This window comes from Paenarthrobacter aromaticivorans (assembly GCF_019038615.1).
Lineage (GTDB): Bacteria > Actinomycetota > Actinomycetes > Actinomycetales > Micrococcaceae > Arthrobacter > Arthrobacter aromaticivorans.
The window spans coordinates 52499-78602 of sequence record NZ_JAHOPC010000007.1; the positions used below are offsets into that span (position 1 = coordinate 52499).

Below are 26104 nucleotides of genomic sequence, written 5' to 3' on the forward strand. Positions count from 1 at the left end.
CTTGCTCCCTCGTTCATCCGGTTCGCTGGCTGGCGGACCGGTGTGGTTTTCTACATCCTAGGCGCCCCGGCTGTTCCGAAGCGACACAATGACACAACTATTGGCAATGAGTTTTTGTTCCCGACTACTTTACGAACGGTAACCAACCCCTTCCAGTGCATCAATCAGGCGCGCCAGCGCAGCTTCACAGGCTTGTTGCCTGATGCTTTGCCTGTCCCCAGAAAAGCTGAATTCAAACGAACCCGTGCCAGTACTCGTAGCGACGCCGACGAATACGGTTCCCACGGTTTTACCGTCATGGGGCTCCGGACCAGCCACCCCTGTAGTGGATATTCCGACGTCGGCCGTACAGGCGCGCCTGGCGCCCTCGGCCATCGCCGCGGCTACGGCCCCATCCACCGAACCAACAGCAGCAATCAGCTCCGTTGAAACGCCGAGGACGGAGGCCTTCACGGAGTTCTGATAAGCAACCACGCCGCCCTGCAACATTCCGGACGCACCGGGCGTGTTGGCCAGGCTGGCCGCCACCATTCCCGCGGTCAGCGACTCCGCCGTGGCCACCGTCAGGCTCTTTCCCAGCGCCAAGACCACTGCCGCCGTCGCTAGCTCTGCCGCTTTGGCAGCGTCTCCGGGGTGACTCATGCGCGGCGTCCCGCGGCACGAAGCCGGAGCGCCTGGACGACGTATTCCACTCCGGTCCATAGCGTGATGGCAAGGGCGGCCATCATGACCCAGAAGGCCACAACAACCAGCCACGGTGCGATCGCCTCGAGCGGCAGGATATACAGGAAGATGGCCACTGTCTGGATGACTGTTTTCAGTTTTCCGCCGCGTGAGGCCGGCATGACGCCGTAGCGGATCACAAAGAACCTCAGTGCCGTGATGCCCCACTCGCGGACCAGGATGAGGATAGTCACCCACCAGGGCAGTTCCCCGAGGATGGACAAGAGCACCAGCGCTGAACCGATGAGCAATTTGTCCGCAATGGGGTCCGCGATCTTGCCGAAATTGGTGATGAGGCCACGCGCGCGGGCGATATCGCCGTCGAGCTTGTCGGTGTAGATCGCCACGGCAAAGGCCACAACAGCCGCCCACCGCCAGATACCTTGATGGTTGTCATCCGCCACGAGGAACCAGACGAAAAACGGAACCAGGACGATGCGGAGCATCGTGAGGATATTGGGAAGGTTCCAGACGTCGGAGCTGCTGGAAGAGGCGTTGTCACCTTCGGCTGTAGTCACCCCTCTAGGCTACCGTCCGGTGAGCGACCAGGCGTCCTCGCCGCCCTCGTCCTCGTCATCGGAGACGTCCGCGCCGTCGAAATATTCAACAGCTTGGGTCCGGTTGTCCAGGTCCGCTGCAACCAGGTCCTCGGCATAACCGCCGACGGCGATGTTGGAGTTCGCGTTATCGCTCAGGGCCGCAGTGTGGGCGTCAGGCGCAGCCGGGGATTCCTGTCCCTTCATGGCAGCAAGCACGGCAGCGAGATCATCCGGCTTGACCAGGACGTCCCGGGCCTTGGACCCTTCGGAGGGACCCACGACGCCGCGGGACTCCAGGAGGTCCATAAGGCGGCCGGCCTTGGCAAAGCCGACACGAAGCTTGCGCTGCAACATCGAGGTGGAACCGAACTGGGTGGTGACCACCAATTCGGTGGCCTGAAGAAGCACCTCGAGGTCGTCTCCGATGTCGTCGTCGATCTGTTTCTTGGGGGCCTCGGCAGCGACGTCGTCCCGGTACACGGCCTGCAACTGGCCCTTGACGTGTTCCACAACTTTGTGGATTTCTGATTCCGTCACCCAGGCACCCTGCACGCGCATGGCCTTGGAAGCGCCCATCGGCAAGAAGAGCGCATCACCTTGGCCAATAAGCTTTTCGGCGCCCGGCTGGTCCAGCACCACGCGGGAGTCCGTAACGGAGGAGGTGGCGAACGCCATGCGGGAGGGCACGTTGGCTTTGATGAGGCCCGTGACGACGTCCACGGAAGGTCGCTGCGTAGCCAACACCAAGTGAATGCCCGCGGCACGTGCCAGCTGGGTAATGCGGACGATCGAATCTTCGACGTCGCGTGGCGCCACCATCATGAGGTCCGCGAGCTCGTCCACGATGACCAGCAAGTACGGGTAGGGCTTGATGACACGCTTGGAGTCAACCGGCGGAGTGACCTTTCCTGCCCTGACCGCCTTGTTGAAGTCGTCGATGTGCTTGTAACCGTAGTTGGCGAGATCGTCATAGCGGGCGTCCATCTCGCGAACCACCCATTGCAGGGCTTCTGCTGCCTTCTTGGGATTGGTGATGATCGGCGTGATCAGGTGTGGAACGCCTTCATACGCAGTCAGTTCCACGCGCTTTGGGTCCACCATGACCATGCGGACTTCGTCAGGCGTAGCGCGCATCAGGATCGAGGTGATCATCGAGTTCACGAAGCTTGATTTACCAGCGCCTGTAGCACCGGCCACCAGGAGGTGGGGCATCTTGGCCAGGTTGGCGACGACATAACCACCCTCAACGTCCTTGCCGACACCCATGACCATGGGGTGGTCCGTGCGGCGTGCGTTCTGGCTCCGCAGCACATCACCCAGGGAGACCGTTTCGCGGTCTGTGTTGGGAATCTCGATACCGATTGCGGACTTGCCGGGAATGGGGCTCAGAATGCGGACGTCGCTGGATGCCACCGCGTAGGAGATGTTCTTGGACAGCGCCGTTACGCGCTCCACCTTGGTGCCGGGAGACAGTTCGATTTCATAGCGTGTCACCGTGGGGCCGCGACTGAAGCCGGTTACGGCGGCATCGACGTTGAACTGCGTCAGCGTGTCCGTCAGGGCGGCCACGACGGCGTCATTGGCCTCGGTGCGCTCCTTGGGAATGGAACCCGGCGTGAGGAAGTCAGAGGCTGGCAGGGTATACGTGACGTCCCCTGCCAGGGACAGTTGCTCTGTGCGCTGCGGAATTGGCGTGGGCGGCGGAGGTGGCGTTGCCGGTCTGGCCGGCACCTGGGCCGCTGTGGGTGAGGTCATCTCAGGGGTGAGGACCGGAATGGCCTCGGTGGGGTTGTCGATGCCGGGAGCAGCGCCCAAGCCTTGGGCAGCCTTGATCTTTCCCACCGCTATCTCGGCCTGGGTGGGGCGGCGTACGCCCGGCGGAACGCGGGGTGCAGACGGTTGGGGAGTTTCGTCGTCGTCGACTATCGCGTGCTCAAAGGCCTCGTCACCGACGTAGCCTTCCAAACCGGCGTCGGTCTCCTCATCCTTGCCGAAGAGACGCATCCGCTTCTTCTTCTTGGGCTCTGCAACAGCCCCGTTTTCATAGAGGTAGCTGCGATCATGGGCATCCTTGCCGGACTCGGCGTCCATGAGGTCCACGCCCATGAGGTGCTCGTAGGCGGAGCGGATCCTGGAGGGGATCGCTCCGAACGGCGTGGCTGTAACGATCAGGACCGACACGAAGGCCAGCAGGCTGTAGACAATCACCGGGACAATGGCATGAATTGCAGCCAGTGGGGACGCCGCAAGGAAGCCCAGCATTCCGCCCGCCCTGCGCAGTCCATCGAAGCCATCAGCCACGGTGGGCTGGCCGCCAATAATGTGGGCCAAGCCGGAACCGGCAAAAGTCATGATCATGAAGCCGATGCCAACGCGGTTGTTGCCGCGGCCATCCTGCGGTTTGCGGAAGAGGCGGAAAGCGCAGATGAAAAGCATGAAAGGCAAAACAAGCGACATCCAGCCGAAAGTGCCATTGACCACGCTGTAGACGGCGTCAGGCAGCCATCCTGTCAGACCCCACCAGGCGAATGTTGCAATGCCGATTCCCAGCACGAGGTTGAACAGGGCTGCGCCGTCGCGGCGATCGGCGGGATCGAGATCGCTGACGTCGTATCCGATCCGGCGGACTCCTGCGCCCACAACGTGGCCAATACCCTGCCAGGCGCCTGCGAGCATGCGCAATGGCAGCGGTGCATGGGGCTCGACGGCGGCCGGCTGCTTGGAGCGAGCGCTGCTGCCCCGACCGTTCCTGGGCGTGGCTGCACTGCTTTTGGATGCAGCTGCGCCCCGGCCTGTGCCGCCGGATTTACTACTGGAGCTGCCTCGTGGCGTGGAGGAAGTACGGGTCGCCATGATTGCCACGCTACCCCAAGGGGGCCTGAAATCCGCGGATTTCGGGCCCCCTTGGATGCATGTTGCCGGTGGACTACGCTTCCAGGACCACCGGAATGATCATGGGACGGCGACGAAGCTTCCGGTTCACCCACGTTCCGATGATCCTGCGCACAACCTGCTGCAGCTGGTGGTTGGTGTGGTCTGCGTGGTTGAGCACAGCTTCTTCCAACGCGGCGTTGATCTTGGGGATGATTTCGTCGAAGACGGCGTCGTCCTCCGCCACACCGCGTGCATGGATTTCCGGTCCGGAGACAATCTTGCCGGTGGTCCGGTTAATGACGGTGATGATGGAGATGAAGCCTTCGTCGCCCAGGATACGGCGGTCCTTCAAATCCGCATCGGTGATTTCACCCACGCTGGAACCGTCCACATAAACGAAGCCGACTTCTACCTGGCCAACGATGTTGGCCTTGTGGTCCTTCAGGTCGATGACAGTGCCGTTGTCGCTGAGGATGATGCCTTCGGAGGGCACTCCGGATTCTTCGGCAATGTTTCCGTTGGCAATCAGGTGACGGGTCTCACCGTGAACAGGCATCGCATTGAGGGGCTCAAGGATGTTGTAGCAGTACAGCAATTCGCCGGCGGCTGCGTGGCCGGACACGTGAACCTTGGCCGTCCCCTTGTGGATGACATCGGCACCAAGCTTCAACAATCCGTTGATGATGCGGAACACGGCATTCTCGTTGCCTGGAATAAGGCTGGAGGCCAGGATCACGGTGTCGCCCTGGCCAACAACCACGCGGTGGTCCCCGTTGGCCATGCGTGAGAGTGCCGCCATGGGCTCACCCTGGGAGCCGGTGGACATGAGGACCACGCGGTTATCCGGGAGGTTGTCAATGTTCTTGATGTCCACCAGGATCCCGTTGGGCACATCAAGGTACCCCAGCTTGGCCGCGATGGCCATGTTCCGAACCATGGACCGGCCGACGAACGCAACGTTGCGGCCGTGCTTGGCTGCGGCGTCCAGAACCTGCTGGACGCGGTGAACGTGGGAAGAGAAGGAAGCCACGATGATGCGCTTCTTCGCCTGCCCGAACAACCGGTCAAGGGTGGGGCCGATTTCCTTCTCGGCGGTGGTGAACCCGGGAACGTCGGCATTCGTGGAGTCTGCCATGAAGAGGTCCACTCCTTCTTCGCCGAGGCGGGCGAAGTGACGGAGGTCCGTGATGCGGCCGTCCAAGGGCAGTTGGTCCATCTTGAAGTCGCCCGTGTGCAGGACGGTGCCGCCCTCGGTGCGGATGAAGACGGCCAAGGCGTCCGGGATCGAGTGGTTCACTGCGATGAATTCGCATTCGAACGGGCCGAACTGCTCCACCTGGCCCTCGGTAACGGTCAGCGTGTACGGCTTGATCCGATGCTCCTGCAGCTTCGCCTCTACCAGGGCCAGCGTCAACTGGGATCCGATCAGCGGGATGTCGGCCTTGAGGCGCAGCAGATAGGGAACAGCACCGATGTGGTCTTCGTGGCCATGCGTAAGCACCACACCAACAACATCCTGCAGCCGGTCCTCGATGTAAGAGAAGTCGGGAAGGATCAAATCAACGCCGGGCTGAGTTTCCTCGGGAAAAAGTACGCCGCAGTCAACGATCAGCAACTTGCCGTCGATTTCGAAGACCGCCATGTTGCGGCCTATCTCCCCCAGTCCACCTAGCGGAACAATCCGCAGTGTGCCTTGCGGCAGTTTCGGCGGAGTAACCAGTCCAGGAAGGGCTGTTTGGGTCATATTGTGCTTCTTTCCGGCGGAACCGGCCTAGACGTTGAAGTCCATTCCGGCTTCCGCCAAATCCCCGCGGATGGTTTGGATCTCGGCCTCGTCCGGCTCCACGAGGGGCAAACGGACAACCGAGTTGGGCAGGACTCCCTGCCACTTGAGAATCTGCTTGGCGGCTACAGCGCCTTGGACCCGCGTCATGGTTGCACGCACCACGGGTTCCAGTTCAAAGTTGATGGCCCGCGCCTTGGCAAGGTCATTGGCATTGACAGCGTCAATGAGTTCGCGGAATCTCCGGGTGGCCACGTGCGTGGTAACGCCCACGAGGCCTACTGCCCCCATGGCCATCCACTGCAGGGTGAGGCCGTCGTCGCCGGAGTAAAAGACCAAATCAGTCTCGGCCATGACGCGGGTGGCTGCGGCGAAGTCCGCCTTGGCGTCCTTGACGGCCACGATGTTTGGGTGCTTCGCAAGCCCGATCATGGTCTCCGGCGCGATGGCAATGGACGAGCGGCCCGGGATGTCATAGAGCATGACCGGCAGGTCCGTAGAGGACGCAATCGTCTCAAAGTGTGCCCGAACACCAGCCTGACTGGGCTTGTTGTAGTAAGGAGTGACGATCAGAAGGCCGTCGATGCCAATCTGGGCCGCGCGCTGGGACAGGTGCACCGAGTGCGCGGTGTCGTTGGTGCCGGTTCCGGCAATGATGGCAGCTTTGCCCCCCACGGCTTCCTTGACCGCACGGAACATGCCGAGGTTTTCTTCGTCAGTAAGGGTTGAGGTCTCTCCAGTGGTACCGGTGACCACGAGTCCGTCGCAACCGTCCTGGACCAGCTTCTCCGCCAATGCCGCAGCTTGGTCGTAGTCGACCTTGCCATCCTCGGTGAACGGGGTGACCATGGCGGTCAGCAGGGTACCAAGTGCGGGAATTTGGGCGCGGGAGTCAGACATAAGAAAAACGTTACCCTGTCACGGCCATGTTCCGGGAATAGGTTCCGCGTGATGGTCGTCATCGGCGCTGCTGACTATGCGGGCTTGGGCGTCCTCGCCGTGCCATCCGAGCAGTATTGCGCCACCGCTTTTTCCTTCAACTGTTCCGCCCAGGCAATCAAACGCTGGGAAGCGCGGACGTAGTCGAAGAGTTCCCTCGGGGTGAGGGCCTCAAGGTCTGTTTCAGCCAGGCGACGTGCAAGCTCAGCACCTGGCGCCTGCTCGGCCAGGACTGTTCCCTCGCGGCGCCATTGGACATCTTCCGGTGGTTCGCCTGCCACGAGTTGCCTGAAAAGGAAGTCGACAACGCCTGGACTCATCGCCCTCATGGGTCCGTGGAGGCCTTCCGGAGGCTTTGGAGCATCATTCATGAAGCCATGTTATTCGAACATATATTCGAAGACAAGGCCGTTGAGCCAGCCTCACACGTCCTACATACTGGTTCCATGCGGGAGACGACTGTGCTGGTCGAGGGCGAAAGTGACCGGCTCGCGGTGGAGACACTGGCTGTTCGCCTTGGCCATGACCTGATGGCTGAGGGCGTGTCTGTGGTGCCGATGGGAGGCGCGACCAACATCGTCCGTTTCCTTGACCGCTACGGCCCGAGTGGCACTGACCACCGCATACTCGGACTATGCGATGCAGGCGAAGCGCAAGGCATCGCCCGCGCGCTCAGCCGCGCAGGCCTAAATTCCGGCTCCTTGTCCGAGAACGGCTTCGAAGTTTGCCACGCGGATCTGGAGGACGAACTCATTCGCTGCCTTGGGGTTGATGCCGTGCTCAACGTCATTGCGGCCCAAGGAGAGCTCGCCTCATTCCGTCTGCTCCAACGCCAGCCCTCACAGCGCGGCAGACCGGCATCGGCGCAGCTGCGCAGGTTCTTCGGGGGACGCAGCGGCAACAAAATCCGATACGCGTCCCTGCTGGTCGACGCACTGCCGGCAGGACAGGCACCCCCACCACTCGCCCGCCTCGTGGGATCACTTCCGCAATGAGCCAGCTGCCGGGAAAATGCTTCCGGCCCTCTTCACAGCACGGCCACAGTCCCTTATGAGACGATCGCAGCATGACTTCGCAAGAGACGGCGCCAGCCCGGAAGGTGCCCAGGGGACGCAAAGTCTCCACCCGCCTTACGGGCATAGATGCCGCCCGCGGCCTGGCCTTGCTCGGAATGATGGCCACCCATCTGATGCCGACTTTCGGTCCCTCCCCCCAGTGGGAACCCACTTGGGTGGGACTGGTTTTCTCGGGCAGGTCCGCTGCCCTGTTCGCAGTCCTCGCCGGGATCGGGTTGGCACTCACCACCGGAAAGCAGGAGCCGCGCCAAGGCCTGGACCTCTGGGCGGCGAGAAGCGGTGTCGCGATGCGCGCGTTGGTGATTGCCGTCGTCGGGCTGACACTTGGGGGCCTGGACGTCAATATCGCAGTGATCCTGGTGCACTATGCCGTCCTGTTCCTGTGCATCCTGCCGTTTCTGGGATTGCGGCTGAAAGCCCTCTTGTTGTGGGCGCTCGGCTGGGTACTGGTGTCACCGGTGATCGCCTACCTCGTCCGGCCCTGGCTGCTCGACGCAAACCCTCCCTTGCAGTTGGGGCACAACCCAAACAGCGAGGACCTTGAGACGCCGGCACGCTTGGTCGCCGACTTGTTCTTCACGGGCTACTACCCCGTGTTCCAGTGGATCGCCTATTTGCTGATCGGACTGGCGATCGGCCGTTTGGCGCTCACGACGGCGAACGTCCAGTTGCTGCTGTTCACCTGCGGAATCGCCGTGGCCGCCTTGGCCAAAATCGTAGGAACCCTGGCGATGGAGGTATGGGGCGGCCGCGCCGCACTGGAAGCACTGCCCGGAACGCGGGGATACCCGCTGGAGAGCATGCTCCAAGTGAACCTGACCGGCTTGCAACAGGTGGATTCGTGGTGGTGGCTGGCAAGCGCGGCACCACATGCAGGCACCACCCTGGACCTGCTTCATACCGGTGGGGTAGCTGCCGCCGTCGTCGGGCTCTTCCTGATGCTTGGCACCCTTGCCGAACGCATCAAGGTCAACTTCCTCATACTCCTCAGCGGTCCGGGCGCCATGACCCTTACGCTGTATTCACTCCATGTGTGGGTGGTCTCAGGTTTCCACAACAAGCCACTGCCAGCGGGGTGGACTGCCGAAGGAATGTATTGGACGCAGGCGCTGGCCGCGGTAGGCATCGGCGTGTGCTTTGCCCTCTTCCGACGCCGCGGACCACTGGAGTGGCTGGCCCACCAGGCGTCGCGCCTGGGCAGTTACCGCCCGGCCGCAGTGGGCTGAGAGCGGAACAACTTTACGGCGTCGCGCATTGAAGCGCGGGCACGTTTGCGATCACCGGAAGCGTCGTAGGCGCAGCTCAGCCGGAACCAGGAACGCCAATCCCCGGGTGCTGACTCCGCCTCCGCACGGTACTTTTCGAACTCCGCGTCAGCGGCAGCACGCACAATCCGGCCACCGGGCGTGCGCGGCAGGGTGTCCACAGGCAGGCCACCCTCGGCCTCCAAGACCTTGGCCATCTGTTCGGTCCGCGCCCCGAACAACAGCTCCCGAATGAGCGCCCAAGCGCCAATCATAGGCAATACGAGGTAGGCAGCGCCGATGCCCTTTGCCACCAGATTGGGATCACCAAGCAACAGGATGGAACGCTGGAGGGACACCACCAGGTACAGCACCAACAGCAAGGTGATGGCACCAACCCAGATTTTGGTGCGGTTTTTCTTCACAGACTCCCAGAGAGTTCCCATGATCTTAAAGCCCCAGGTCCAAGTAGCCATCCAGGCCCACGGTCAGGCCCGGGTGGTCCGCAACTTTGCGCAGCCCGAGCAGGACACCGGGCATGAACGAGGCACGCTCGAAGGAGTCATGGCGCAGCGTCAGCTGTTCGCCAGGCCCCCCGAAGAGCACCTCCTGGTGCGCCACCAGCCCGCGGAGCCGCACGCTGTGGACACGGACACCCTCCACGTCGCATCCCCGGGCACCGTCCAAGGACGTTTCCGTGGCGTCAGGACTTGCCGGCACACCCGCTTCTTGCCTCGCCTGGGCAATCAGCTGTGCGGTACGCACGGCCGTACCTGAAGGAGCGTCTACCTTGTTGGGGTGATGCAGTTCAATGATCTCCACGGACTCGAAGTACTGCGAAGCTTTCGCCGCAAACGCCGAAGCCAGTACTGAACCCAAAGCAAAATTCGGGGCGATCAGGACGCCTGTTTCCGGTTTCTGTTCCAAGAGCGTCCGTAACGATCCAAGGCGCTGCCCATCCCAACCCGTGGTCCCAACCACTGCATGAATGCCGTGTTCGACCGCGAAACGCACATTTGCCTCGGTGGTGTCCGGAACAGTCAGGTCCACAACATACTTTGCACCTGCATCGAGCAGTGTCTGCAGGGAATCGCCGCGACCGAGAGCCGCTACCAGCTTCATATCGTCGGCTGCTTCAACAGCCTTCACGGCTTCAATTCCCATGCGCCCATGGGCGCCCAGCACTGCAACAGCAAGTTGTTCGGTCATGCCTTTAACCCTACCGCCGGGCCGGGGTGGGGCAGGAACCGTGACTCCCCGCTTACTCCCCCGAGCCGTCCCCGCTCACTCCCCGGCCCCGACCCATTCCACGGTGCCGTCGCTGAAGAACTGTTCCTTCCAAATGGGCACCTGTAATTTGACCCGGTCCACAAGTTCCGAACAAACGGCAAACGCCTGGCCTCGATGGGCGGCCGCCACGGCACACACCAGCGCGGGATCACCTATCTCCAGCATCCCGATCCTGTGTGCGGCCCAAATCCTGACGGGTTGCTCTGCTTCGCCGGAGTGCTCGGCCACCAACTGCGCGACCACGTCGGCCATGATCCTGTGCGCCGTGGGATGCGCGCTGTAGCTCAGGCGGTCCACAGGCTTACCGGAATCGTGGTTCCGCACGACGCCGCTGAAGCTGACTACTGCCCCGGCCGTTTCAGACTCCACCGCGGCAATTGCCTGGTCCACGGAGATGGGCTCGGCGCTCAGGACCGCGCTAACAACTTCAAAGTCTGTTTCAGTGCCCATGGCTTCCTTCCAATTGATCGCAGAGGTGCCCGATTACCGGATCCAGGACAGTCAAGCCGTCCATGACACCCTTCGGGGAACCGGGCAAGTTGATGATGAATGTCTTTCCTGCTGCTCCTGCGTGCCCACGGCTCAGCATTGCCATGGGCGTCTTTGCAGCGCCCGCCCGCCGGATACCTTCCATAATGCCCGGGATCTCACGATCCAGCAGCGGCAACGTTACTTCCGGCGTCCGGTCGTCCGGGCTCAGGCCCGTTCCGCCACTGGTGATGACGACAGCGGGCTTCTGCGTCAGAAGCGCTCTCAAAGCCGCGCCGACAGGCTCGCCGTCGGGCACCACCATGGTGGGGAAGGCATCAAAGCCATGCTCCTTGAGCCAGTCCAGGATGACGGGGCCGGTTTCGTCGGCGTAGATTCCCGCTGCCGCACGCGTGGACGCTATCACGACGCCGGCCTTCCGCGGCCCGTGGGCGTTTGGTTCGCACGCACTCATGCTTGGGCTCCTCCCGGGCCTGAGGTGCCCCGGCTCCAGTCACCGTGCTTCCAATCCCCACTTTTGCCACCACTTTTTGCCAGCACCTGAATGTCTGTCAGGACTGCGTGCTTATCCACGGCCTTGATCATGTCGTAGACGCTCAGGGCGGCCACGGAGGCAGCGGTGAGGGCTTCCATTTCGACGCCGGTGACACCGCGCGTCTTCACGGTAGCCAGTACATCGATCGAGTCAGCTCCCAACTCAAAATCGACGGTGACTTTGGAAATCGGCAACGGGTGGCACAGCGGGATCAGTTCGGGTGTCTTCTTAGCGGCCATAATCCCTGCCACGCGCGCCACTGCGAGCGCGTCGCCCTTGGGAAGTTCGCCAGCGCCGAGAAGGGCCAGTACTTCGCTGGTGCTGCGCACCGTGGCCGTGGCTGTGGCCTCACGGGTGGTGACTGCTTTCTCTGAGACATCCACCATCTGGGCAGTACCGTCTTGACGTAGATGGGTCAGGCCGCCGGTGTTGCCGGACGTGTTCGTGGGAGTTTCATTCACAGCATCCATACTTCCACTTCGCTTCCCTCCGCGAGTTCCGTGACGTCGCTGGGGATGTGCACCAAGGCGTTCGAGCGCGCCAAGGCGTGCACCAGGTGGCTTCCTGCGCCACCCTCCATTCGGACGGAGCCGTCAGGCAGCACCGTTCCGCGGCGGACTTGATGCTTGCCCTCGGGTGAATGCAGCGGTTCCACCAAGCGCGCCCGCTGTACCGGTCGCGGTGCGGGGACGCCGTGGATCTGCGAAAGGGCAGGGCGCAGGAACATTTCGTAGGAAACGAGGCAGCTGACAGGATTGCCGGGAAAACCGAGGAACGGAACCCCTTCAAAGCGGCCGATTCCTTGCGGGCCTCCTGGCTGCATGGCCACCGGAAGGAAGTCCACATGCTGGCCCGCCATGGCTTGCCGCACTACCTCATAGGCGCCTTTGCTCACCCCGCCGGTGGTTACGATGAGGTCTACCCGGTGCTGGCCGTCTTCGCTGGCCACATGACGATTAAGGACTGCGCGCAACCGTGCGGGGTCGTCGTCGGAGATACCGGTCCGTACCACGTCAAGCCCCGATTGACGCATGGATGCTTCCAGGAGCGTTCCGTTGGAGTCGTAGATCTTGCCAGGAGTCAAGCTCTGGCCCGGTTCGAGAACCTCATCGCCTGTGGTGACCAGCAGAACACGCATGGGCTTGCGGACTTCCGCGGAGGTTAGCCCGAGCGCGGCCAACAGGCCAAGCTGCGCTGGTCCTAAGAAGGTCCCCGCGGGTAGGGCCAGGTCTCCTTCGCCGATGTCACTGCCGATGTGTCGGACATAGGTGCCCGGAGTCGTCGCAGGCAGCAAAACGTCAACGTCCTCCGCCTCTGGGTTCGGGAACGTGCTGGGAAGTGCCCGCTCAATGGGAACCACGGCGTCGGCACCCTCCGGAATCATGGCACCGGTCATGATGGGCGCGGCAAAGCCTGGCTTCAACGGCTCAGGAGCCGCCCCCGCCGGAACAGGTGCCGCTACCCGCAGCTTCGCGCCGTCGTCGGGAATGTCGGCAGAGTTGACGGCAAAGCCGTCCATTTGAGAGTTGGCGAAGGGCGGCAGGGAAAGTGGCGCGTGGAGGTCCACGGCCAGCACCTTGCCCAGCGCCTCGAGCAACGGAAACTGTTCAGTTGCCGTGTTCGCGGCCGGACCGCTCAGTAGTTCCACCACGGCGTCGCGATGGGCAGCAACGGATCTGGGCAAGGACATCCTCCTGTGTGTCACGCTCGCGCCCGGAGATTATCCGGACGTACCCAGAGTAGGGCCTTAAGTGACCTTGACGTTGATGGTGTGGTAGCCGGTGGCACCGTCGGGAGCCACAGGGGTCCGGCCTTCGCTCTGCGGTTTGCCGGTAGAGTCAGTGGCTCGCACCTGGACTTCATAGGTGCCGGGTGTGAGATCAATGCCCAGCTGCCACTGGTACCAGGTATCGGTGGATATCCCTGGTGCGAGCGCCGCCTGCCGCCAAGGGCCGCGGTTCACGCGGAGTTCCACGTGGTCCACGCCGCGATGCTGGGCCCAGGCAACGCCGCCAAACTGCACTTTTCCGGCTTTGACCGTGCGACCACTACGGGGTACGTCAATGCGGGACTGCGTCTTGATGGGGCCGTGATCACTCCAGCCTCGGGGAGTCCAGTAAGCGATATCGTCAGCAAAACGGGTGACCTTGAGTTCGGTGAGCCATTTGGTTGCCGAGACGAAGCCATAGAGTCCCGGCACGATCATCCGCACTGGGAATCCATGTTCCAGGGGCAGTGGCTCACCATTCATGCCAACAGCAAGGAGGGCGTCGCGGTCGTCCGTGAGCGCTTCCAGGGGCGTACTTGCTGTCCAGCCATCGTTGCTGGTGGAAAGCACCATGTCTGCCCCTGGTTTGGGACCCGCCATGGCCAGGAGTTCCCGTACAGGCCAGCCAAGCCACAGGGCATTACCGATGAGGTCGCCGCCCACTTCATTGGACACGCACGCGATAGTGATGTGCCGCTCCGTCATGGGCTTGGTGAGGAGCGTCGCGAAGTCGAGTTCGACCTCGCGATCCACCATTCCGGTCACCTTCAATTTCCACTGTGGAGGGTCGATGGCCGGAACCGTCAATGCGGTGTCGATACGGTAGAAGTCAGGGTTCGGTGTCACCAACGGACTGATCCCTTCCAGCGGCAGCGATGCCCCTGCAGGGATAGCCTGCGGCGTCGTCGATGGAGCTGGCAGCGTCAAAGAGCCCCTGAAACCGGAAGCTACGGTTGTGGCCCGCGTAAGGATGCTGGTGACCACTCCCCCGACAGACGCCGCAAGAGATGTGGCCCCCAGGGCGTTCAGGAAGCTCCGCCGTGCCAGAGGCGCAGGTTGCGGGTGAGGTGAGGCACCGGCTGGAGCTGATGTCACCACGCCGGATGACGCTTCACGCGCCGGCGCCCAGGTGCCTAGCCGTCGAATCAGCGTGCGGAGCAGCAGCATGGTGACGACGGCGGCCACGATGGGAGCGAAAGCGGCCTGCGGTGTTGTTTGGGCCCGGGTCAGGACGGCGCTTAGGCCCGCCACGCCTGCCAAGGCCGCCAGAACTAGTCCGAGTCCGGTTCGACGCCGCTCCAGAATTCCGGCCAGGGCAGCCAGAACCACAGCCACGATCAGGATGGAAGCTACCAGCACGATCTTGTCCGCCGTGCCGAAGAGCTGTACGGCGAGATCCTTCACTCCGGGAGGAACGGAATCGATGACGGCACCGCCCAGTGCCGTCACTGGCGAAACGAGGGGGCTGAGGAACCCGGCGCTCAGTTCGCCTGCTGCAATGCCTGCTGCCCCGGCCGCCACCCCGGCAACCGCAGCCCAGAATCCAGGCTTTCTCATGCTGCGCCTCCTTGGCGATCCACGACAGATGCTGCCGGAAGGGAGCCCGCCGGAAGCGAGAGCGCAAACCGACAACCGCCGTCGACGTTTTCCACCTTCACAGCTCCCCCATGCGCCTTGACGATGCCGGCCACCATGCTCAATCCGATTCCTGCTCCGCTGTAGCTTCCCTGCGGTCCCGCCGGGCTCCCCCGTGAAGGGTCCTTCTGCCAGCCGGTTTCGAACAGGTGGGGAAGGTCCTCCTCAGGGATGCCCCCGCAGTGGTCCTGCACTGCGACCACGGCGTTTCCGTTGTCCCGCCCGACGCTGGTGTGTACGTCCGTGTCCGGCCTGCTGTAAATGATCGCGTTGAGCAGCACGTTCCGGATCGCCCTGGCCATGCTGGGTCCATCGGCTACGGCCATACACTCGCGGTCTCCCCCGCCGGTGAGCGTAATGCCACGTTGGGCGGCCAGCGGCGCGAGATCGGATAGAGCATCACTGACAAGGTCATAGAGGTCCAGTGACTCGGCGCGCAAGCGAAGGCTTCCAGCCTGGATCTTGGACAACTCCAGAAGATCGTTGACCATGGCAGTCATTTGTTCCGTCTGCCCGATGATCTTCCGGTAGTACTCCGGGATATCGGCCACCATGCCGTCCTCAAGGGCTTCGGTCATGGCGCGCATGCTGGCAAGTGGAGTACGGAGGTCATGTGAAATCCACGAGACGAGTTCGCGCCGCGCGGTTTCAATGGCGGCTTCCCGGGCACGCGATTCCGCAAGGTTACGGCTGCTGGCCTCCAGTTCCTGGGCCAGTTCAGCGAGTTCCGAGGTCATGGCAGGTTCGGCCCGCTTTCCGTTTTTACTGCTGTGGTCCAGGGTTTCGCCCCGGCCGAGTTTCCTGGCTGCCGCCACAAGGCGCGCCGCGTTCCGGGATACCCCGGCTCCCAGCACGAGCGATAAGGCCACCGCTACCGCCGAAGCCATGGCCAGGATGTACCACATGACCTCAAGGTCCCTGGCAGAAATGAACATGGCGTTGAATGCACTGACCATGCCTGCCACGAGGACAGCCACGGTGGCCACCACTACGAGGCAGATCTGGGCCAACACAGAGGCGCGGCGAAGGACGCGCAGCAGCACGAGCGTGATGGCACCGATGACCACTGCCCATAGGAGTACCCAGGCAAGGATGGTGGCAAGCTCAGTGCCCTCCATGGCCATCCCCCTTGGCGTCGAACCTGTAGCCAACGCCCCAAACGGTCTTTAGGAGCTCAGGTTTGGTGGGGTTGACTTCGATCTTCTCGCGGAGGCGCCGTACGTGGACGGTCACGGTGGAAAGATCGCCGAAGTCCCAGCCCCAGACTGCTTTGATGAGTTCTTCCCGGCTGAAGACCTGGTTGGGCCTGCGCAGCATGAAGGCCAGAAGATCGAATTCACGCACTGTCAACGTCAGCGGCGTTCCAAAATGAGTGACTGTCCGGGACGCGGGATCCAATTCAAAGCCTGCCAATTCGACAGGGGGTTCGGGGGAGAACTCCTTGACGCTGCGGCGAAGCACGGACTTGACGCGAAGGACAAGCTCCCGCGGCGAGAACGGCTTGGTGACGTAATCGTCCGCGCCCATCTCCAAGCCAAGGATGCGGTCATCTTCGGTTCCCAGGGCCGTAACCATGATGACCGGTACGCTCATGCTCTGACGGAGTCGACGACACACTTCCACACCGTCCAGTCCTGGCAACATGCGGTCCAGAATCACAAGGTCCGGCTGTCGGGTTGCAGCGAGCCTAAGCGCCGAGAACCCATCCCCGGCTACGTCAACCTGGAATCCGGCTTGCAGGAGATAGTCGCGGACGACATCAGCAATGGTCTGCTCGTCTTCGACGAGAAGGATGCGGCGATTACCAGGCTCTGCCGCCGATGATGCCGATTGCATGGTCACGCTTTCAGCATAGGTACGCCGGAGCTGCCCGGCACCGGATACGGGTCACTTCCGGGGGAATGTCCGCATTCCGTAAGAACTGGCTACGGCACGGGACATGACCGCTACCTTCCCAGGAACATCCGGACCACCGTCCGCTGAGTGAAACGAAATGTAGCCGGTATCACTGTTCAGGCCAGGGTGGCGTAGCCTGAATTCATGAGTGTTCAGCTAGGCATGCCTGTGCCTCCTTCGGGCAGCGCTGCAGGCGGCCCGGTTCCGCCGTCGCGTCCGGCTGGCACGCCCACCGGTTTGTGGGACCGCTACGGACGCCGGGCGACTGATATGCGCCTATCCCTGACAGACAAGTGCAATCTCCGCTGTACGTACTGCATGCCTGCTGAAGGGCTGGAATGGCTCTCCAAGCAGGCGGTGATGACCAAAGACGAGATCATTCGGATTGTGCGTGTAGGCGTTAACGCCCTGGGCGTGCGGGAACTGCGGCTTACCGGCGGTGAGCCCTTGGTCCGTGCGGATCTGGTTGACGTCATAGCAGGCATCCGGAACGAACACCCCGAACTTCCCATTTCGATGACCACCAATGGCGTGGGCCTGGACAAGAAAGCGGCCGCCCTCAAGGCTGCAGGACTCACCCGGATCAACGTCTCCCTGGATTCGCTCCACGAGGAAACCTTCACCAAGCTCACGCGCAGGCCTTTCCTGGACCGTGTCCTCGCTGGCGTGGACGCCGCGTGGGCCGCCGGTCTCGGCCCAGTCAAGTTGAATGCCGTGCTGATGCGGGGCATCAACGATGCCGAGTCACCGGACCTCCTCGCTTGGGCCTTGGGCCGTGGCTACGAACTTCGCTTCATCGAACAGATGCCGCTGGACGCGGACCATGGTTGGACCCGGCGCAACATGATCACTGCAGCTGAAATCCGCGAATTGATGTCAAAGGACTTTGTTCTCAGCCCGGATCCACGCGAACGGGACGGCGCCCCTGCCGAACGTTTTGAAGTACGACGCCGGGAGCAGGCAACGGGTGAAGCTACAGGGGCGGTCCTCGGTACAGTCGGGATCATCGCCTCGGTGACCGAACCGTTCTGTTCAGACTGCCGCCGCACCCGCATCACTGCTGAAGGCAAGATCATGAGCTGCCTGTTCTCCCGTGAGGAGTTCGATCTCCTCGGACTGCTTCGGGAGGGTGCGACGGATGACGAGCTTGCCCAACGTTGGCAGGACGCCATGTGGGTCAAACCCAAAGCCCACGGCATGGACCACACCGGTCTCGGCGCACCGGACTTCGTGCAGCCGGACCGCAGCATGAGCGCAATCGGAGGCTAAACCCTTGCTTGTACGTTACTTCGCTGCCGCACGCGCCGCTGCGGGTGTCGAGGAAGAGATCCATCCGCTGCCGGAAGGATCCAGCCTCGAGGCTCTGCTCGAAGCTGCCCTCGCCGTCGAACGTCCGATGCCTCCGGAGGGGACACCAACGCTTGCCCGCATCGTGGCCCGTAGCAGCTTCCTCAGGAACGAAGTAGCGGTTCGAGACGCTTCTGCTCCTCTAGGCGCCGAGGACGTTATCGACGTCCTTCCTCCATTCGCAGGCGGCTAAACAGCACAGTCAACAAACCCCGCGCGTCCTGCAGCGCTTGGCCGTCAGGTTTTCCGGAACACGCTCTTGAGCAAGGGACTGAACTCGGCCGTGCCCTCGAGCCGTAGTTCCGCGGTGTGCACCAAGACGCCATCTTCAACACGGAACGCGTGCCGGGCTACGCCCTCCGGCGTTCGCCGTTCCACTGTCAGCGTCCCCGCATGCCATGTACCTCGCACAGGGGCAGTTGGCGGCCGGCCCATGCTGTCCACGTAATACCAGAGCGTTTCCCCATGGGCAGGATCCACCGTGAACATCCCGTGCCCTTCGAAGTGCGTTCCATCCGGCTCACGGTGTCGGTAGCTCTGCACAACGGCGTAGCCCCCGGCCGCTTGCGTGAAAACGGCTTCGGCCTCCGCAGTCCGCGCCGCACCCCAAGGAGACTGTGCTATCTCCGTGATGCCCCGCCAATGTCCGATGAAGTCTTGCAGCAGTTCTGCGGCATGTCCCTTTGGCGGCAGATCCATCACGACTCCAATGTGAGCAGGGCAGCATGATCCTGTGATCATGCTGCCCTGTTTACAGTGCGGGAGTCCAGAGATGGTGGACCAGCTGAACGCGCTGCCTCCTAAAGACCGAAGGTCTCACTTTCTTCAAACGGCCCGACGACGGTGATGGTGCGGGGAGCTGCGGCCAGTTCCCGGGCGAGTTCCTGGACTTCGTCCACAGTGACTGCCTTGATCCGGGCCAATGTCTCGTCAATATCCTGGAACTCCCCGGATACGAGTTCCGCGCGGCCGAGTCTGGACATGCGCGAGCCCGTGTCCTCGAGGGCGAGGACGATGCCGCCGCTGAGTTGTCCCACGGCCTTCCGGAGCTCCTCCTCTGTGATGCCCTCCTTGGCGAGCTTGTCCAACTCAACACCAAGAAGATCAAGCACCTGGCGCACTTTTGACGGCGTGCAGCCTGCATACATGCCGAAATAGCCGGCATCGGCGTACGCGGCGGTGAAGGAATACGTGGAGTAGACCAGGCCGCGCTTCTCGCGGATCTCCTGGAAAAGCCTGGAGGACATTCCGCCTCCCAGCACGGCGTTGAGCACGCTCATGACGAATCGGCGATCGTCCGTTGCCACGATAGTGGGGCAACCCATGATGATGTTTGCCTGCTCCACGGGACGCTTGACCACCTGAAGGCCGGATGTGCCCGTGATCACGGCACGGTTGGTGGCCCTACGATCTACGGGAGCTGCATCCGGATCCAGCTGCCAGCCGGCTGCTTCCAACGCCTTCTGCACGAGATCGCAGACGACGTCATGGTCCAAACCGCCAGCCGCGGTAATAACCAGTTCTTCCGGACGGTAGTAGCGCTGGTAGTGCTCCCAGACCGAGTCCCTGGCTACTGCCTTGATAGCGTCCGGCGTTCCGCCAATAGGACGCGCGAGTGGGTGGCTGCCGAGTACGGCTGCAACAAATTTTTCGTGGGCTACGTCTGTTGGGTCATCGCTGTCCATGGCGATTTCTTCAAGAATGACGTCCCGTTCCTGTTCCAGCTCCGCCGGATCCAGGACAGCACCGGTGATCATGTCCGCTATGACGTCTATGGCCATCGGCAGATCCGAATCGAGCACGCGGGCGAAGTAACAGGTACTTTCTTTGGCAGTCGCAGCGTTGGACTCGCCACCCACCTCATCAAAGGCTGAAGCAATTTCCAAGGCGGTACGACGCTTGGTGCCCTTGAACAGGAGATGTTCCAGGAAGTGCGTAGAACCGTGCTGACCATCGGCCTCATCGCGGGAACCGACTGCCACCCAGAATCCGATGGTGGCCGAACGCTGTCCGGGCATTGCCTCGGTGAGGACGCGGACGCCGCCGGGCAGGACCGAACGCCGTACGACGGAACCGCCCTCGGCACCATGGATCAGGTCGCCGCCGGGAAGTGTCTGCTCCAAAGGCAAGGGTACGACAGTCATTAAGACCTTTCGGGTAAAGCCAGAGGGGCCCGTGGACCTTTCAGCCCACCGGCCCCTCCGGGTACTGCTTACAGACTACTCTGCGGAAACTTCGGCTTCTTCCGCAGCTTCCTCGGAGGCTGCGCCTTCTTCCTCGGCAACAACCGGGGAGAGGGAAAGCTTTCCGCGGTCGTCGATCTTGGTGATCTCGACCTGGACCTTCTGGCCAACCGAGACGACGTCATCAACGTTGTCCACGCGCTTGCCGTTGGCAAGCTTGCGGAGCTCGGAGATGTGCAGCAGGCCGTCCTTGCCCGGGGTAAGGGAAACGAAAGCGCCGAAGGTGGTGGTCTTGACGACCGTGCCCAGGTAGCGCTCACCGATTTCCGGTACCTGCGGGTTGGCGATGGCGTTGATGGCGGAACGTGCTGCGTCAGCAGACGGACCGTTGGTGGCGCCAATGTAGACCGTGCCGTCATCTTCGATGGAGATGTCCGCGCCAGTGTCTTCCTGGATCTGGTTGATCATCTTGCCCTTGGGGCCGATGACCTCGCCGATCTTGTCTACGGGGATCTTGACGGCGATGACGCGGGGGGCGAACTCGGAGAGCTCGTCCGGGGTGTCGATCGCTGCGTTGATGACCTCGAGGATGTGGAGGCGGGCTTCGCGGGCCTGCTTCAGCGCTGCGGCCAGCACGGAAGCGGGGATGCCGTCGAGCTTGGTGTCCAGCTGGATGGCCGTGACGAACTCGGACGTACCGGCAACCTTGAAGTCCATGTCGCCGAATGCGTCCTCGGCGCCGAGGATGTCGGTCAGGGCTGCGTAGCGGGTCTGGCCGTCAACCTGGTCGGAAACCAGGCCCATCGCGATACCGGCAACAGCTGCCTTCAGCGGGACACCTGCGTTGAGCATGGAGAGCGTCGAAGCACATACCGAACCCATGGACGTCGAACCGTTGGAACCGAGGGCTTCGGATACCTGGCGGATGGCGTACGGGAATTCCTCGCGGGAAGGCAGAACCGGCACGAGGGCGCGCTCTGCGAGGGCGCCGTGACCGATTTCGCGGCGCTTCGGGGAACCGACGCGGCCGGTCTCACCGGTGGAGTACGGGGGGAAGTTGTAGTTGTGCATGTAGCGCTTGCGCGTTACCGGCGACAACGAGTCGATCTGCTGTTCCATCTTGAGCATGTTCAGCGTGGTGACACCCATGATCTGGGTTTCGCCACGTTCGAAGATGGCAGAACCGTGAACGCGGGGCAGAACCTCTACCTCGGCGGTCAGCTGGCGGATGTCCGTGAGTCCACGGCCGTCGATGCGGACCTGGTCCTTGAGGATGCGCTGGCGGACAACGTGCTTGGTGACCGAGCGGAAAGCTGCGGACAGCTCCTTTTCACGGCCTTCGAAGTTGCCGGCGAGTGCACCGAGAACTTCGTCCTTGAGCTCGTCGGAAGCGTTGTCGCGCTCCTGCTTGTCGGCGATCTGGAAGACTGCAGCCAGCTTGTCGGCAGCAGCGGCTTCCACAGCTGCGTAGACGTCATCCTGGTAGTCCAGGAAGACGGGGAACTCGACGGTCGGCTTTGCTGCGCGGGCCGCAAGATCGGCCTGGGCTTCGCAGAGAGCCTTGATGAACGGCTTTGCGGCTTCGAGGCCCTCGGAAACAACTTCTTCGGTGGGAGCAGTTGCGCCCTGTTCCTTGATGAGGTTCCAGGAGTTGTCCGTTGCTTCGGCTTCAACCATCATGATGGCGACGTCGTCCCCGGCAATGCGGCCGGCAACAACCATGTTGAACACGGCGTTCTCAAGCTGCGAGTGCTTGGGGAAGGCAACCCACTGCGAACCCTGTTCGTCGGCGATGAGGGCAACGCGGACGCCACCGATCGGGCCGGAGAACGGGAGGCCGGAGAGCTGCGTGGACATGGAAGACGCGTTGATGGCTACGACGTCGTAGAGCTCGTCCGGGTTGATCGCCAGGACGGTGACGACGATCTGGACCTCGTTGCGCAGGCCCTTCACGAAGGCCGGGCGCAGCGGGCGGTCCATGAGGCGGCAAGCCAGGATGGCTTCCGTGGACGGGCGGCCTTCACGGCGGAAGAACGAACCCGGGATACGTCCGGCAGCGTACATGCGCTCTTCGACGTCAACCGTCAACGGGAAGAAGTCGAAGCCTTCGCGCGGCTGCTTGCCTGCGGTAGTTGCCGAGAGAAGTGCGGTGTCTTCGTCGATGTAGACCATCGAAGCGCCGGCAGCCTGCTTGGCAAGGCGGCCGGTTTCAAAGCGGATGACACGTTTGCCAAAACGGCCGTTGTCAATAATCGCTTCGGAGAACTGGATTTCGGGACCCTCCATGAGAGTCACCTCCGTTTCTGATTTAGCGGAAGTCCGCCGCATCAACCCAGGCCTCTTCTTTATTCCTGGCCTGTACGACACCCGGTCATCGATCGAGATCCACGGGCAAATCGTCGCCGATTTCTTCCCGGGAATCACTACCGAGGACCGCGAATGCGCGATGCGGTTGATTCCTTTTTTAGTTGTTTTTGAAGAAGGCGGCCCGTTCCGCGAGGGACCGGGCCGCCCCCAAAGGCAGACTAGCGGCGCAGGCCGAGGCGCTCGATAAGCGAACGGTAGCGGGCGATGTCAGTGTTCTTCAGGTAGGAAAGCATGCGCTTGCGACGACCAACCATGGCCAGCAGACCGCGCTGGGTGTGGAAGTCGTGCTTGTGCTCCTTCATGTGCTCAGTCAGATCCTTGATCCGCTGGGTCAGGACTGCAACCTGGACCTCGGGCGAACCGGTGTCGCCTTCAGAGGTTGCGTATTCCTTGATGATGGACTGCTTTACAGCGGCGTCAAGTGCCACGTGAACTCCTAGAGTTGTGCCGTGCCTCCCGATGCAGCGCCTCGCTGACGGGTTGCTTCCGATGCGTCTCCGCACACAAAAACAGGTCCAGCCGCCACGGACTGCAGCCGGATCCAGTAATAGTTTACCGGCAGGTCAGCATTGTTGTCGAAATACCGCTAGCCCTGGGTCAGCAGCTCGTGTGCCTGGGCTACATCCAGGCACATCTGCTCCACCAGGGCCTCGGGCCCGCGATATGCCACCATGCCGCGGAGGCGCTGGGTAAATTCGACCGCAACAGACTGGCCGTAGAGGTCAAAGTCCTCCACATTCTCCTCGGGACGGTCAATAACGTGGGCCTCCACTTGACGGCTCACACCGTCAAACGTGGGGTTGGAGCCGACGGAAATTGCAGCGGGCCACCGTGTTCCGGACTGGTCTATCAACCAGCCTGCATAGATACCGTCCGCTGGTACGTACCCTGTGGAATCATGCGAAAGGTTCGCGGTGGGGAAACCGAGGTTCCTCCCGCGGGCAGCTCCATGAACAACCTCGCCGCGCATGCGGTGGGGGCGTCCCAGAACGGCGGCAGCCGTTACGACGTCGCCTTCGGACAAGGCTTCCCGCACCCAGGTGGAGGAGCAACGGCGGTCGGAATCGCCGTCGTCGTGGACCGGGAAGCCACCTGCGCCATACTCATTGACGACCTGGACGCCAAAGCCCAACTGCTCGCCGAGTTCCTGCATGGTGACGACGTCACCCACATTCCCTGCGCCGAAACGGAGGTCATGGCCCACCACAACGTGCTCGGCATGAAGGGCATCGAGGAGGATTTGGCGGACAAACTCGATGGGTGTCATGGAGGCAAGGTCCAGCGTGTACTTCATGACCAGGACAGCGTCCACGCCCGTTTCGCCGAGGGCATCCAGCTTGTCCTGGAGGCCCATGATCAGCTCCGGCGCCGATTCCGGGCGGTGGACCTGGGCCGGGTGGGGATCAAAGGTCACGGCCACTGAAGGGATATGGTGCCGTTTGGCGGTGTTTGTCAGTTGCGCAAGAACATGCTGGTGGCCACGATGGACGCCGTCAAAGTTCCCGATGGTAACGACTGTTGGTCCGAAGTCCCCGGGGACTTCGGTGGGATCGTTCCAGATGTGGACCATCAACCTCGCCTTTTACTGCAGATATTCGTTCCGCCCGGCAACCTCCCGGCGCCGGAACATTCTAAGGTTACCCGCTGTGGCTGTTCGCCTTGGACGGCCGCCTCTTGTTCAACCACAGGAGTCCAAGGATGGGCAGCACAAGCGGGACGAAACCATAACCGCGCCCAAACAGCGACCACACAGTGTCATGCGGGAAGGCCACCGGATCGAACAGGCTTATGGCTCCGACTACCAGCACGCCGAGGAGTTCCACGAGAACCGCGGCCAACGACACTTTGAACCACGTGCGGCCCGGTTTTGCCAGTGAGATGGTCGCCACGACATAGACGACGGCGGCGAACGCGGAGAGGATATGCGCCAGCGGAGCTTCGGCAAACTTGGTGGCAATCTGATAGCCGGCGCGGGCAGTGGCCGAGAGTGCGAAGACCGCATAAACCGCGATCAGCAAGCGTCCCGGGCCGGTGTTCCGTGTGTCCTTTTGGGGTGTCCGGCCGGCATTGGCCTCAGTCTCGGTTCCAGTCATGTTTCGTTTTTCCTTCAAGGTCAGTACCAGATCTGATTCATGCGGGCGGCCATGACGAGCGCTGTGACGCCCACCGCCGCCAGGACGAAGTTGCTCCAACGGGTCCGTTCAAGGATGGCCCAGTACACGGCCCCCAGCGGAATCATCAACGCCGTGATCAGGTATCCCCAGAACTCCCAGGCTTCACCGGCCATCCGTTCACCCAGGGCAACCCTGACAATCGAGCCAACCAGGTAGACCAGCAGGGCCAGCTCTACGGCCAGCACGGAGAAGATTGTGACGTCGTTTGGGGCTTTCTTCATCAAACCTGCCACGACACACGCGATCGTGGAGACCAAACCAACAATAAGGATCGAGTAAAAATAGCCGTCCATGCCTACTTTTCCTCGCCTACTGTGGCGGTTCCCGTTCCGGGGGCAAAGACCAGTACAGGCTTCGCGAAACTCCCGGTATCGGCCAGCAGGGCCACCAGCTCCCCCGACGGCGCGAATGCTGCGGCAGGTTTCTCAGCGGTGGCAGCAGCGGACGTTCCGGCACCGGGGCCTGCGGCGATGCGCCTGCCAAAGGAGATCTCGGTGGTTTCTTCGTCGCTCAATTCCCGGTTGGGCATCAGGGAACGTGCGGCAACGGACATGTCGAGGACTTCGAGTTTCCCGGCGAGTTCTTCCAACGTCCGCGCTTGCTCGATCGTGTAAGGGCCCACCTGGGTTCGCCGCAAGGCAGTGAGATGTCCTCCGACGCCCAAAGCGATGCCAAGGTCACGGGCCAAGGCCCGGATGTAGGTGCCGGAAGAACACTCAACGGTGACCTCGACGTCGACTACCCGGCCGCCGTCGATCCTTGTGATGGAGTGGATATCGAAGCGGTGGATCGTGACAGGACGCGCCGCAAGCTTGACTTCTTCGCCGGAGCGAACACGGGCATAGGAGCGTTCACCGTTGACCTTGATAGCACTGACGCTGCTCGGTACCTGCTGAATGGGACCGGTGAGGGCTGCGACGCCCGCTGCAATGGCGTCCTCACTGACGTCCGCCGCGTTGCGCGCCTCCGTGACTTCGCCTTCGGCGTCATCGGTGATGGTGGTCTCGCCGAGCCTGATGGTAGCCGTGTACGTCTTGGACGTCCCCACAATGTAGGTCAGGAGCCGTGTGGCTTTGTTGATCCCCAGTACCAGCACGCCGGTAGCCATAGGATCGAGCGTGCCCGCATGCCCCACTTTCCGGGTGCCAGCCAGCCGCCGCATCCGGCCAACCACATCATGGCTGGTCCATCCCTGCGGTTTGTCAACGATTACCAGTCCAGAAAGCACGCTTACCAGTATAT

The 26104-nt window shown here is 62.3% G+C and carries 28 protein-coding genes; 5 read left to right on the top strand and 23 right to left on the bottom strand.

The window, feature by feature from the left end:
• Positions 1-129 precede the first annotated feature (129 nt).
• The 6 genes from KSW38_RS12555 to KSW38_RS12580 all read right to left on the bottom strand — a co-directional run bounded on the left by KSW38_RS12555 (position 130) and on the right by KSW38_RS12580 (position 7229).
• Complete coding sequence (locus KSW38_RS12555; RefSeq protein WP_216925261.1) at positions 130-642, bottom strand: CinA family protein; 513 nt, start codon at positions 640-642, stop codon at positions 130-132.
• On the bottom strand, positions 639-1241 hold the full coding sequence (pgsA, locus tag KSW38_RS12560; RefSeq protein ID WP_216925262.1) for a CDP-diacylglycerol--glycerol-3-phosphate 3-phosphatidyltransferase: 603 nt from the start codon (positions 1239-1241) through the stop codon (positions 639-641). Before pgsA ends, KSW38_RS12555 begins: the two co-directional genes overlap by 4 nt.
• A gap of 9 nt (positions 1242-1250) precedes the next feature.
• The gene (locus KSW38_RS12565; protein ID WP_216925263.1) at positions 1251-4115 is read right to left on the bottom strand and encodes an FtsK/SpoIIIE family DNA translocase; all 2865 of its coding nucleotides are present in this window, start codon (positions 4113-4115) and stop codon (positions 1251-1253) included.
• Between the two features lie 73 nt (positions 4116-4188).
• A complete protein-coding gene (locus tag KSW38_RS12570; protein ID WP_216925264.1) occupies positions 4189-5880 on the bottom strand; it encodes a ribonuclease J in 1692 nt (563 codons plus the stop codon).
• Positions 5881-5907: 27 nt separating this feature from the next.
• Positions 5908-6819, bottom strand: coding sequence for a 4-hydroxy-tetrahydrodipicolinate synthase (gene dapA, locus KSW38_RS12575; RefSeq protein WP_216925265.1), 912 nt, complete (start codon positions 6817-6819; stop codon positions 5908-5910).
• Positions 6820-6893: 74 nt separating this feature from the next.
• The gene (locus tag KSW38_RS12580) at positions 6894-7229 is read right to left on the bottom strand and encodes a hypothetical protein (RefSeq protein ID WP_216925266.1); all 336 of its coding nucleotides are present in this window, start codon (positions 7227-7229) and stop codon (positions 6894-6896) included.
• A 75-nt stretch (positions 7230-7304) separates the two neighbouring features.
• Between KSW38_RS12580 and KSW38_RS12585 the strand changes: the two genes are divergently transcribed.
• Both KSW38_RS12585 and KSW38_RS12590 read left to right on the top strand, forming a co-directional pair.
• Complete coding sequence (locus KSW38_RS12585; RefSeq protein WP_216925267.1) at positions 7305-7853, top strand: TOPRIM nucleotidyl transferase/hydrolase domain-containing protein; 549 nt, start codon at positions 7305-7307, stop codon at positions 7851-7853.
• A gap of 71 nt (positions 7854-7924) precedes the next feature.
• Entirely contained in the window at positions 7925-9160 is a 1236-nt protein-coding gene (locus tag KSW38_RS12590; protein WP_216925268.1) for a heparan-alpha-glucosaminide N-acetyltransferase domain-containing protein, read from the top strand.
• Here KSW38_RS12590 and KSW38_RS12595 read toward each other — a convergent pair.
• From KSW38_RS12595 to KSW38_RS12635, 9 genes are all read right to left on the bottom strand, one after another.
• Positions 9136-9624, bottom strand: a complete 489-nt coding sequence (locus KSW38_RS12595; RefSeq protein WP_216925269.1) for a hypothetical protein — start codon at positions 9622-9624, stop codon at positions 9136-9138. The two genes, KSW38_RS12590 and KSW38_RS12595, sit on opposite strands and share 25 nt — an antisense overlap.
• Positions 9625-9628: 4 nt before the next feature.
• On the bottom strand, positions 9629-10387 hold the full coding sequence (gene dapB, locus KSW38_RS12600; RefSeq protein ID WP_216925270.1) for a 4-hydroxy-tetrahydrodipicolinate reductase: 759 nt from the start codon (positions 10385-10387) through the stop codon (positions 9629-9631).
• Between the two features lie 75 nt (positions 10388-10462).
• Entirely contained in the window at positions 10463-10918 is a 456-nt protein-coding gene (locus KSW38_RS12605; RefSeq protein ID WP_216925271.1) for a molybdenum cofactor biosynthesis protein MoaE, read from the bottom strand.
• Complete coding sequence (locus tag KSW38_RS12610; RefSeq protein WP_216925272.1) at positions 10908-11411, bottom strand: MogA/MoaB family molybdenum cofactor biosynthesis protein; 504 nt, start codon at positions 11409-11411, stop codon at positions 10908-10910. Before KSW38_RS12610 ends, KSW38_RS12605 begins: the two co-directional genes overlap by 11 nt.
• Positions 11408-11962, bottom strand: coding sequence for a cyclic pyranopterin monophosphate synthase MoaC (gene moaC, locus KSW38_RS12615; protein ID WP_216925273.1), 555 nt, complete (start codon positions 11960-11962; stop codon positions 11408-11410). The genes KSW38_RS12610 and moaC overlap by 4 nt, the downstream gene beginning before the upstream one ends.
• The gene (locus tag KSW38_RS12620; protein ID WP_216925274.1) at positions 11950-13182 is read right to left on the bottom strand and encodes a molybdopterin molybdotransferase MoeA; all 1233 of its coding nucleotides are present in this window, start codon (positions 13180-13182) and stop codon (positions 11950-11952) included. The genes moaC and KSW38_RS12620 overlap by 13 nt, the downstream gene beginning before the upstream one ends.
• A gap of 57 nt (positions 13183-13239) precedes the next feature.
• A complete protein-coding gene (locus KSW38_RS12625; protein ID WP_216925275.1) occupies positions 13240-14817 on the bottom strand; it encodes a molybdopterin-dependent oxidoreductase in 1578 nt (525 codons plus the stop codon).
• On the bottom strand, positions 14814-16013 hold the full coding sequence (locus KSW38_RS12630) for a sensor histidine kinase (RefSeq protein WP_216925276.1): 1200 nt from the start codon (positions 16011-16013) through the stop codon (positions 14814-14816). The genes KSW38_RS12625 and KSW38_RS12630 overlap by 4 nt, the downstream gene beginning before the upstream one ends.
• Complete coding sequence (locus KSW38_RS12635; protein ID WP_223949265.1) at positions 16000-16731, bottom strand: response regulator transcription factor; 732 nt, start codon at positions 16729-16731, stop codon at positions 16000-16002. Before KSW38_RS12635 ends, KSW38_RS12630 begins: the two co-directional genes overlap by 14 nt.
• Positions 16732-16935: 204 nt before the next feature.
• Here KSW38_RS12635 and moaA point away from each other — a divergent pair, with 204 nt between their 5' ends.
• Both moaA and KSW38_RS12645 read left to right on the top strand, forming a co-directional pair.
• Positions 16936-18060 (top strand): GTP 3',8-cyclase MoaA, encoded by a 1125-nt coding sequence (gene moaA, locus KSW38_RS12640; RefSeq protein WP_216925278.1) that lies wholly within the window; start codon positions 16936-16938, stop codon positions 18058-18060.
• A gap of 4 nt (positions 18061-18064) precedes the next feature.
• A complete protein-coding gene (locus tag KSW38_RS12645) occupies positions 18065-18331 on the top strand; it encodes a MoaD/ThiS family protein (protein WP_216925279.1) in 267 nt (88 codons plus the stop codon).
• A gap of 44 nt (positions 18332-18375) precedes the next feature.
• Here the strand turns inward: KSW38_RS12645 and KSW38_RS12650 are convergent, their stop codons facing one another.
• The 3 genes from KSW38_RS12650 to KSW38_RS12660 form a co-directional block, all read right to left on the bottom strand.
• Complete coding sequence (locus tag KSW38_RS12650; RefSeq protein WP_216925280.1) at positions 18376-18837, bottom strand: DUF1579 family protein; 462 nt, start codon at positions 18835-18837, stop codon at positions 18376-18378.
• Between the two features lie 101 nt (positions 18838-18938).
• Positions 18939-20282, bottom strand: coding sequence for a M16 family metallopeptidase (locus tag KSW38_RS12655; RefSeq protein ID WP_216925281.1), 1344 nt, complete (start codon positions 20280-20282; stop codon positions 18939-18941).
• A gap of 75 nt (positions 20283-20357) precedes the next feature.
• Positions 20358-22607, bottom strand: a complete 2250-nt coding sequence (locus tag KSW38_RS12660; RefSeq protein WP_216925282.1) for a polyribonucleotide nucleotidyltransferase — start codon at positions 22605-22607, stop codon at positions 20358-20360.
• On the opposite strand from KSW38_RS12660, the gene KSW38_RS12665 reads away from it, so the two are divergent.
• Complete coding sequence (locus KSW38_RS12665; RefSeq protein WP_216925283.1) at positions 22606-22875, top strand: hypothetical protein; 270 nt, start codon at positions 22606-22608, stop codon at positions 22873-22875. The genes KSW38_RS12660 and KSW38_RS12665 overlap by 2 nt on opposite strands.
• Here the strand turns inward: KSW38_RS12665 and rpsO are convergent.
• The 5 genes from rpsO to truB form a co-directional block, all read right to left on the bottom strand.
• Entirely contained in the window at positions 22847-23116 is a 270-nt protein-coding gene (gene rpsO / locus KSW38_RS12670; protein WP_144652206.1) for a 30S ribosomal protein S15, read from the bottom strand. The two genes, KSW38_RS12665 and rpsO, sit on opposite strands and share 29 nt — an antisense overlap.
• Before the next feature lie 158 nt (positions 23117-23274).
• Complete coding sequence (locus tag KSW38_RS12675) at positions 23275-24258, bottom strand: bifunctional riboflavin kinase/FAD synthetase (protein ID WP_216925284.1); 984 nt, start codon at positions 24256-24258, stop codon at positions 23275-23277.
• A gap of 67 nt (positions 24259-24325) precedes the next feature.
• Positions 24326-24781: a hypothetical protein gene (locus tag KSW38_RS12680; protein ID WP_223948546.1), complete on the bottom strand. Its 456-nt coding sequence runs from the start codon at positions 24779-24781 to the stop codon at positions 24326-24328.
• Between the two features lie 20 nt (positions 24782-24801).
• Positions 24802-25155, bottom strand: coding sequence for a hypothetical protein (locus tag KSW38_RS12685; RefSeq protein WP_216925286.1), 354 nt, complete (start codon positions 25153-25155; stop codon positions 24802-24804).
• Between the two features lie 2 nt (positions 25156-25157).
• On the bottom strand, positions 25158-26090 hold the full coding sequence (truB, locus tag KSW38_RS12690) for a tRNA pseudouridine(55) synthase TruB (protein ID WP_216925287.1): 933 nt from the start codon (positions 26088-26090) through the stop codon (positions 25158-25160).
• Between the last annotated feature and the right edge of the window lie 14 nt (positions 26091-26104).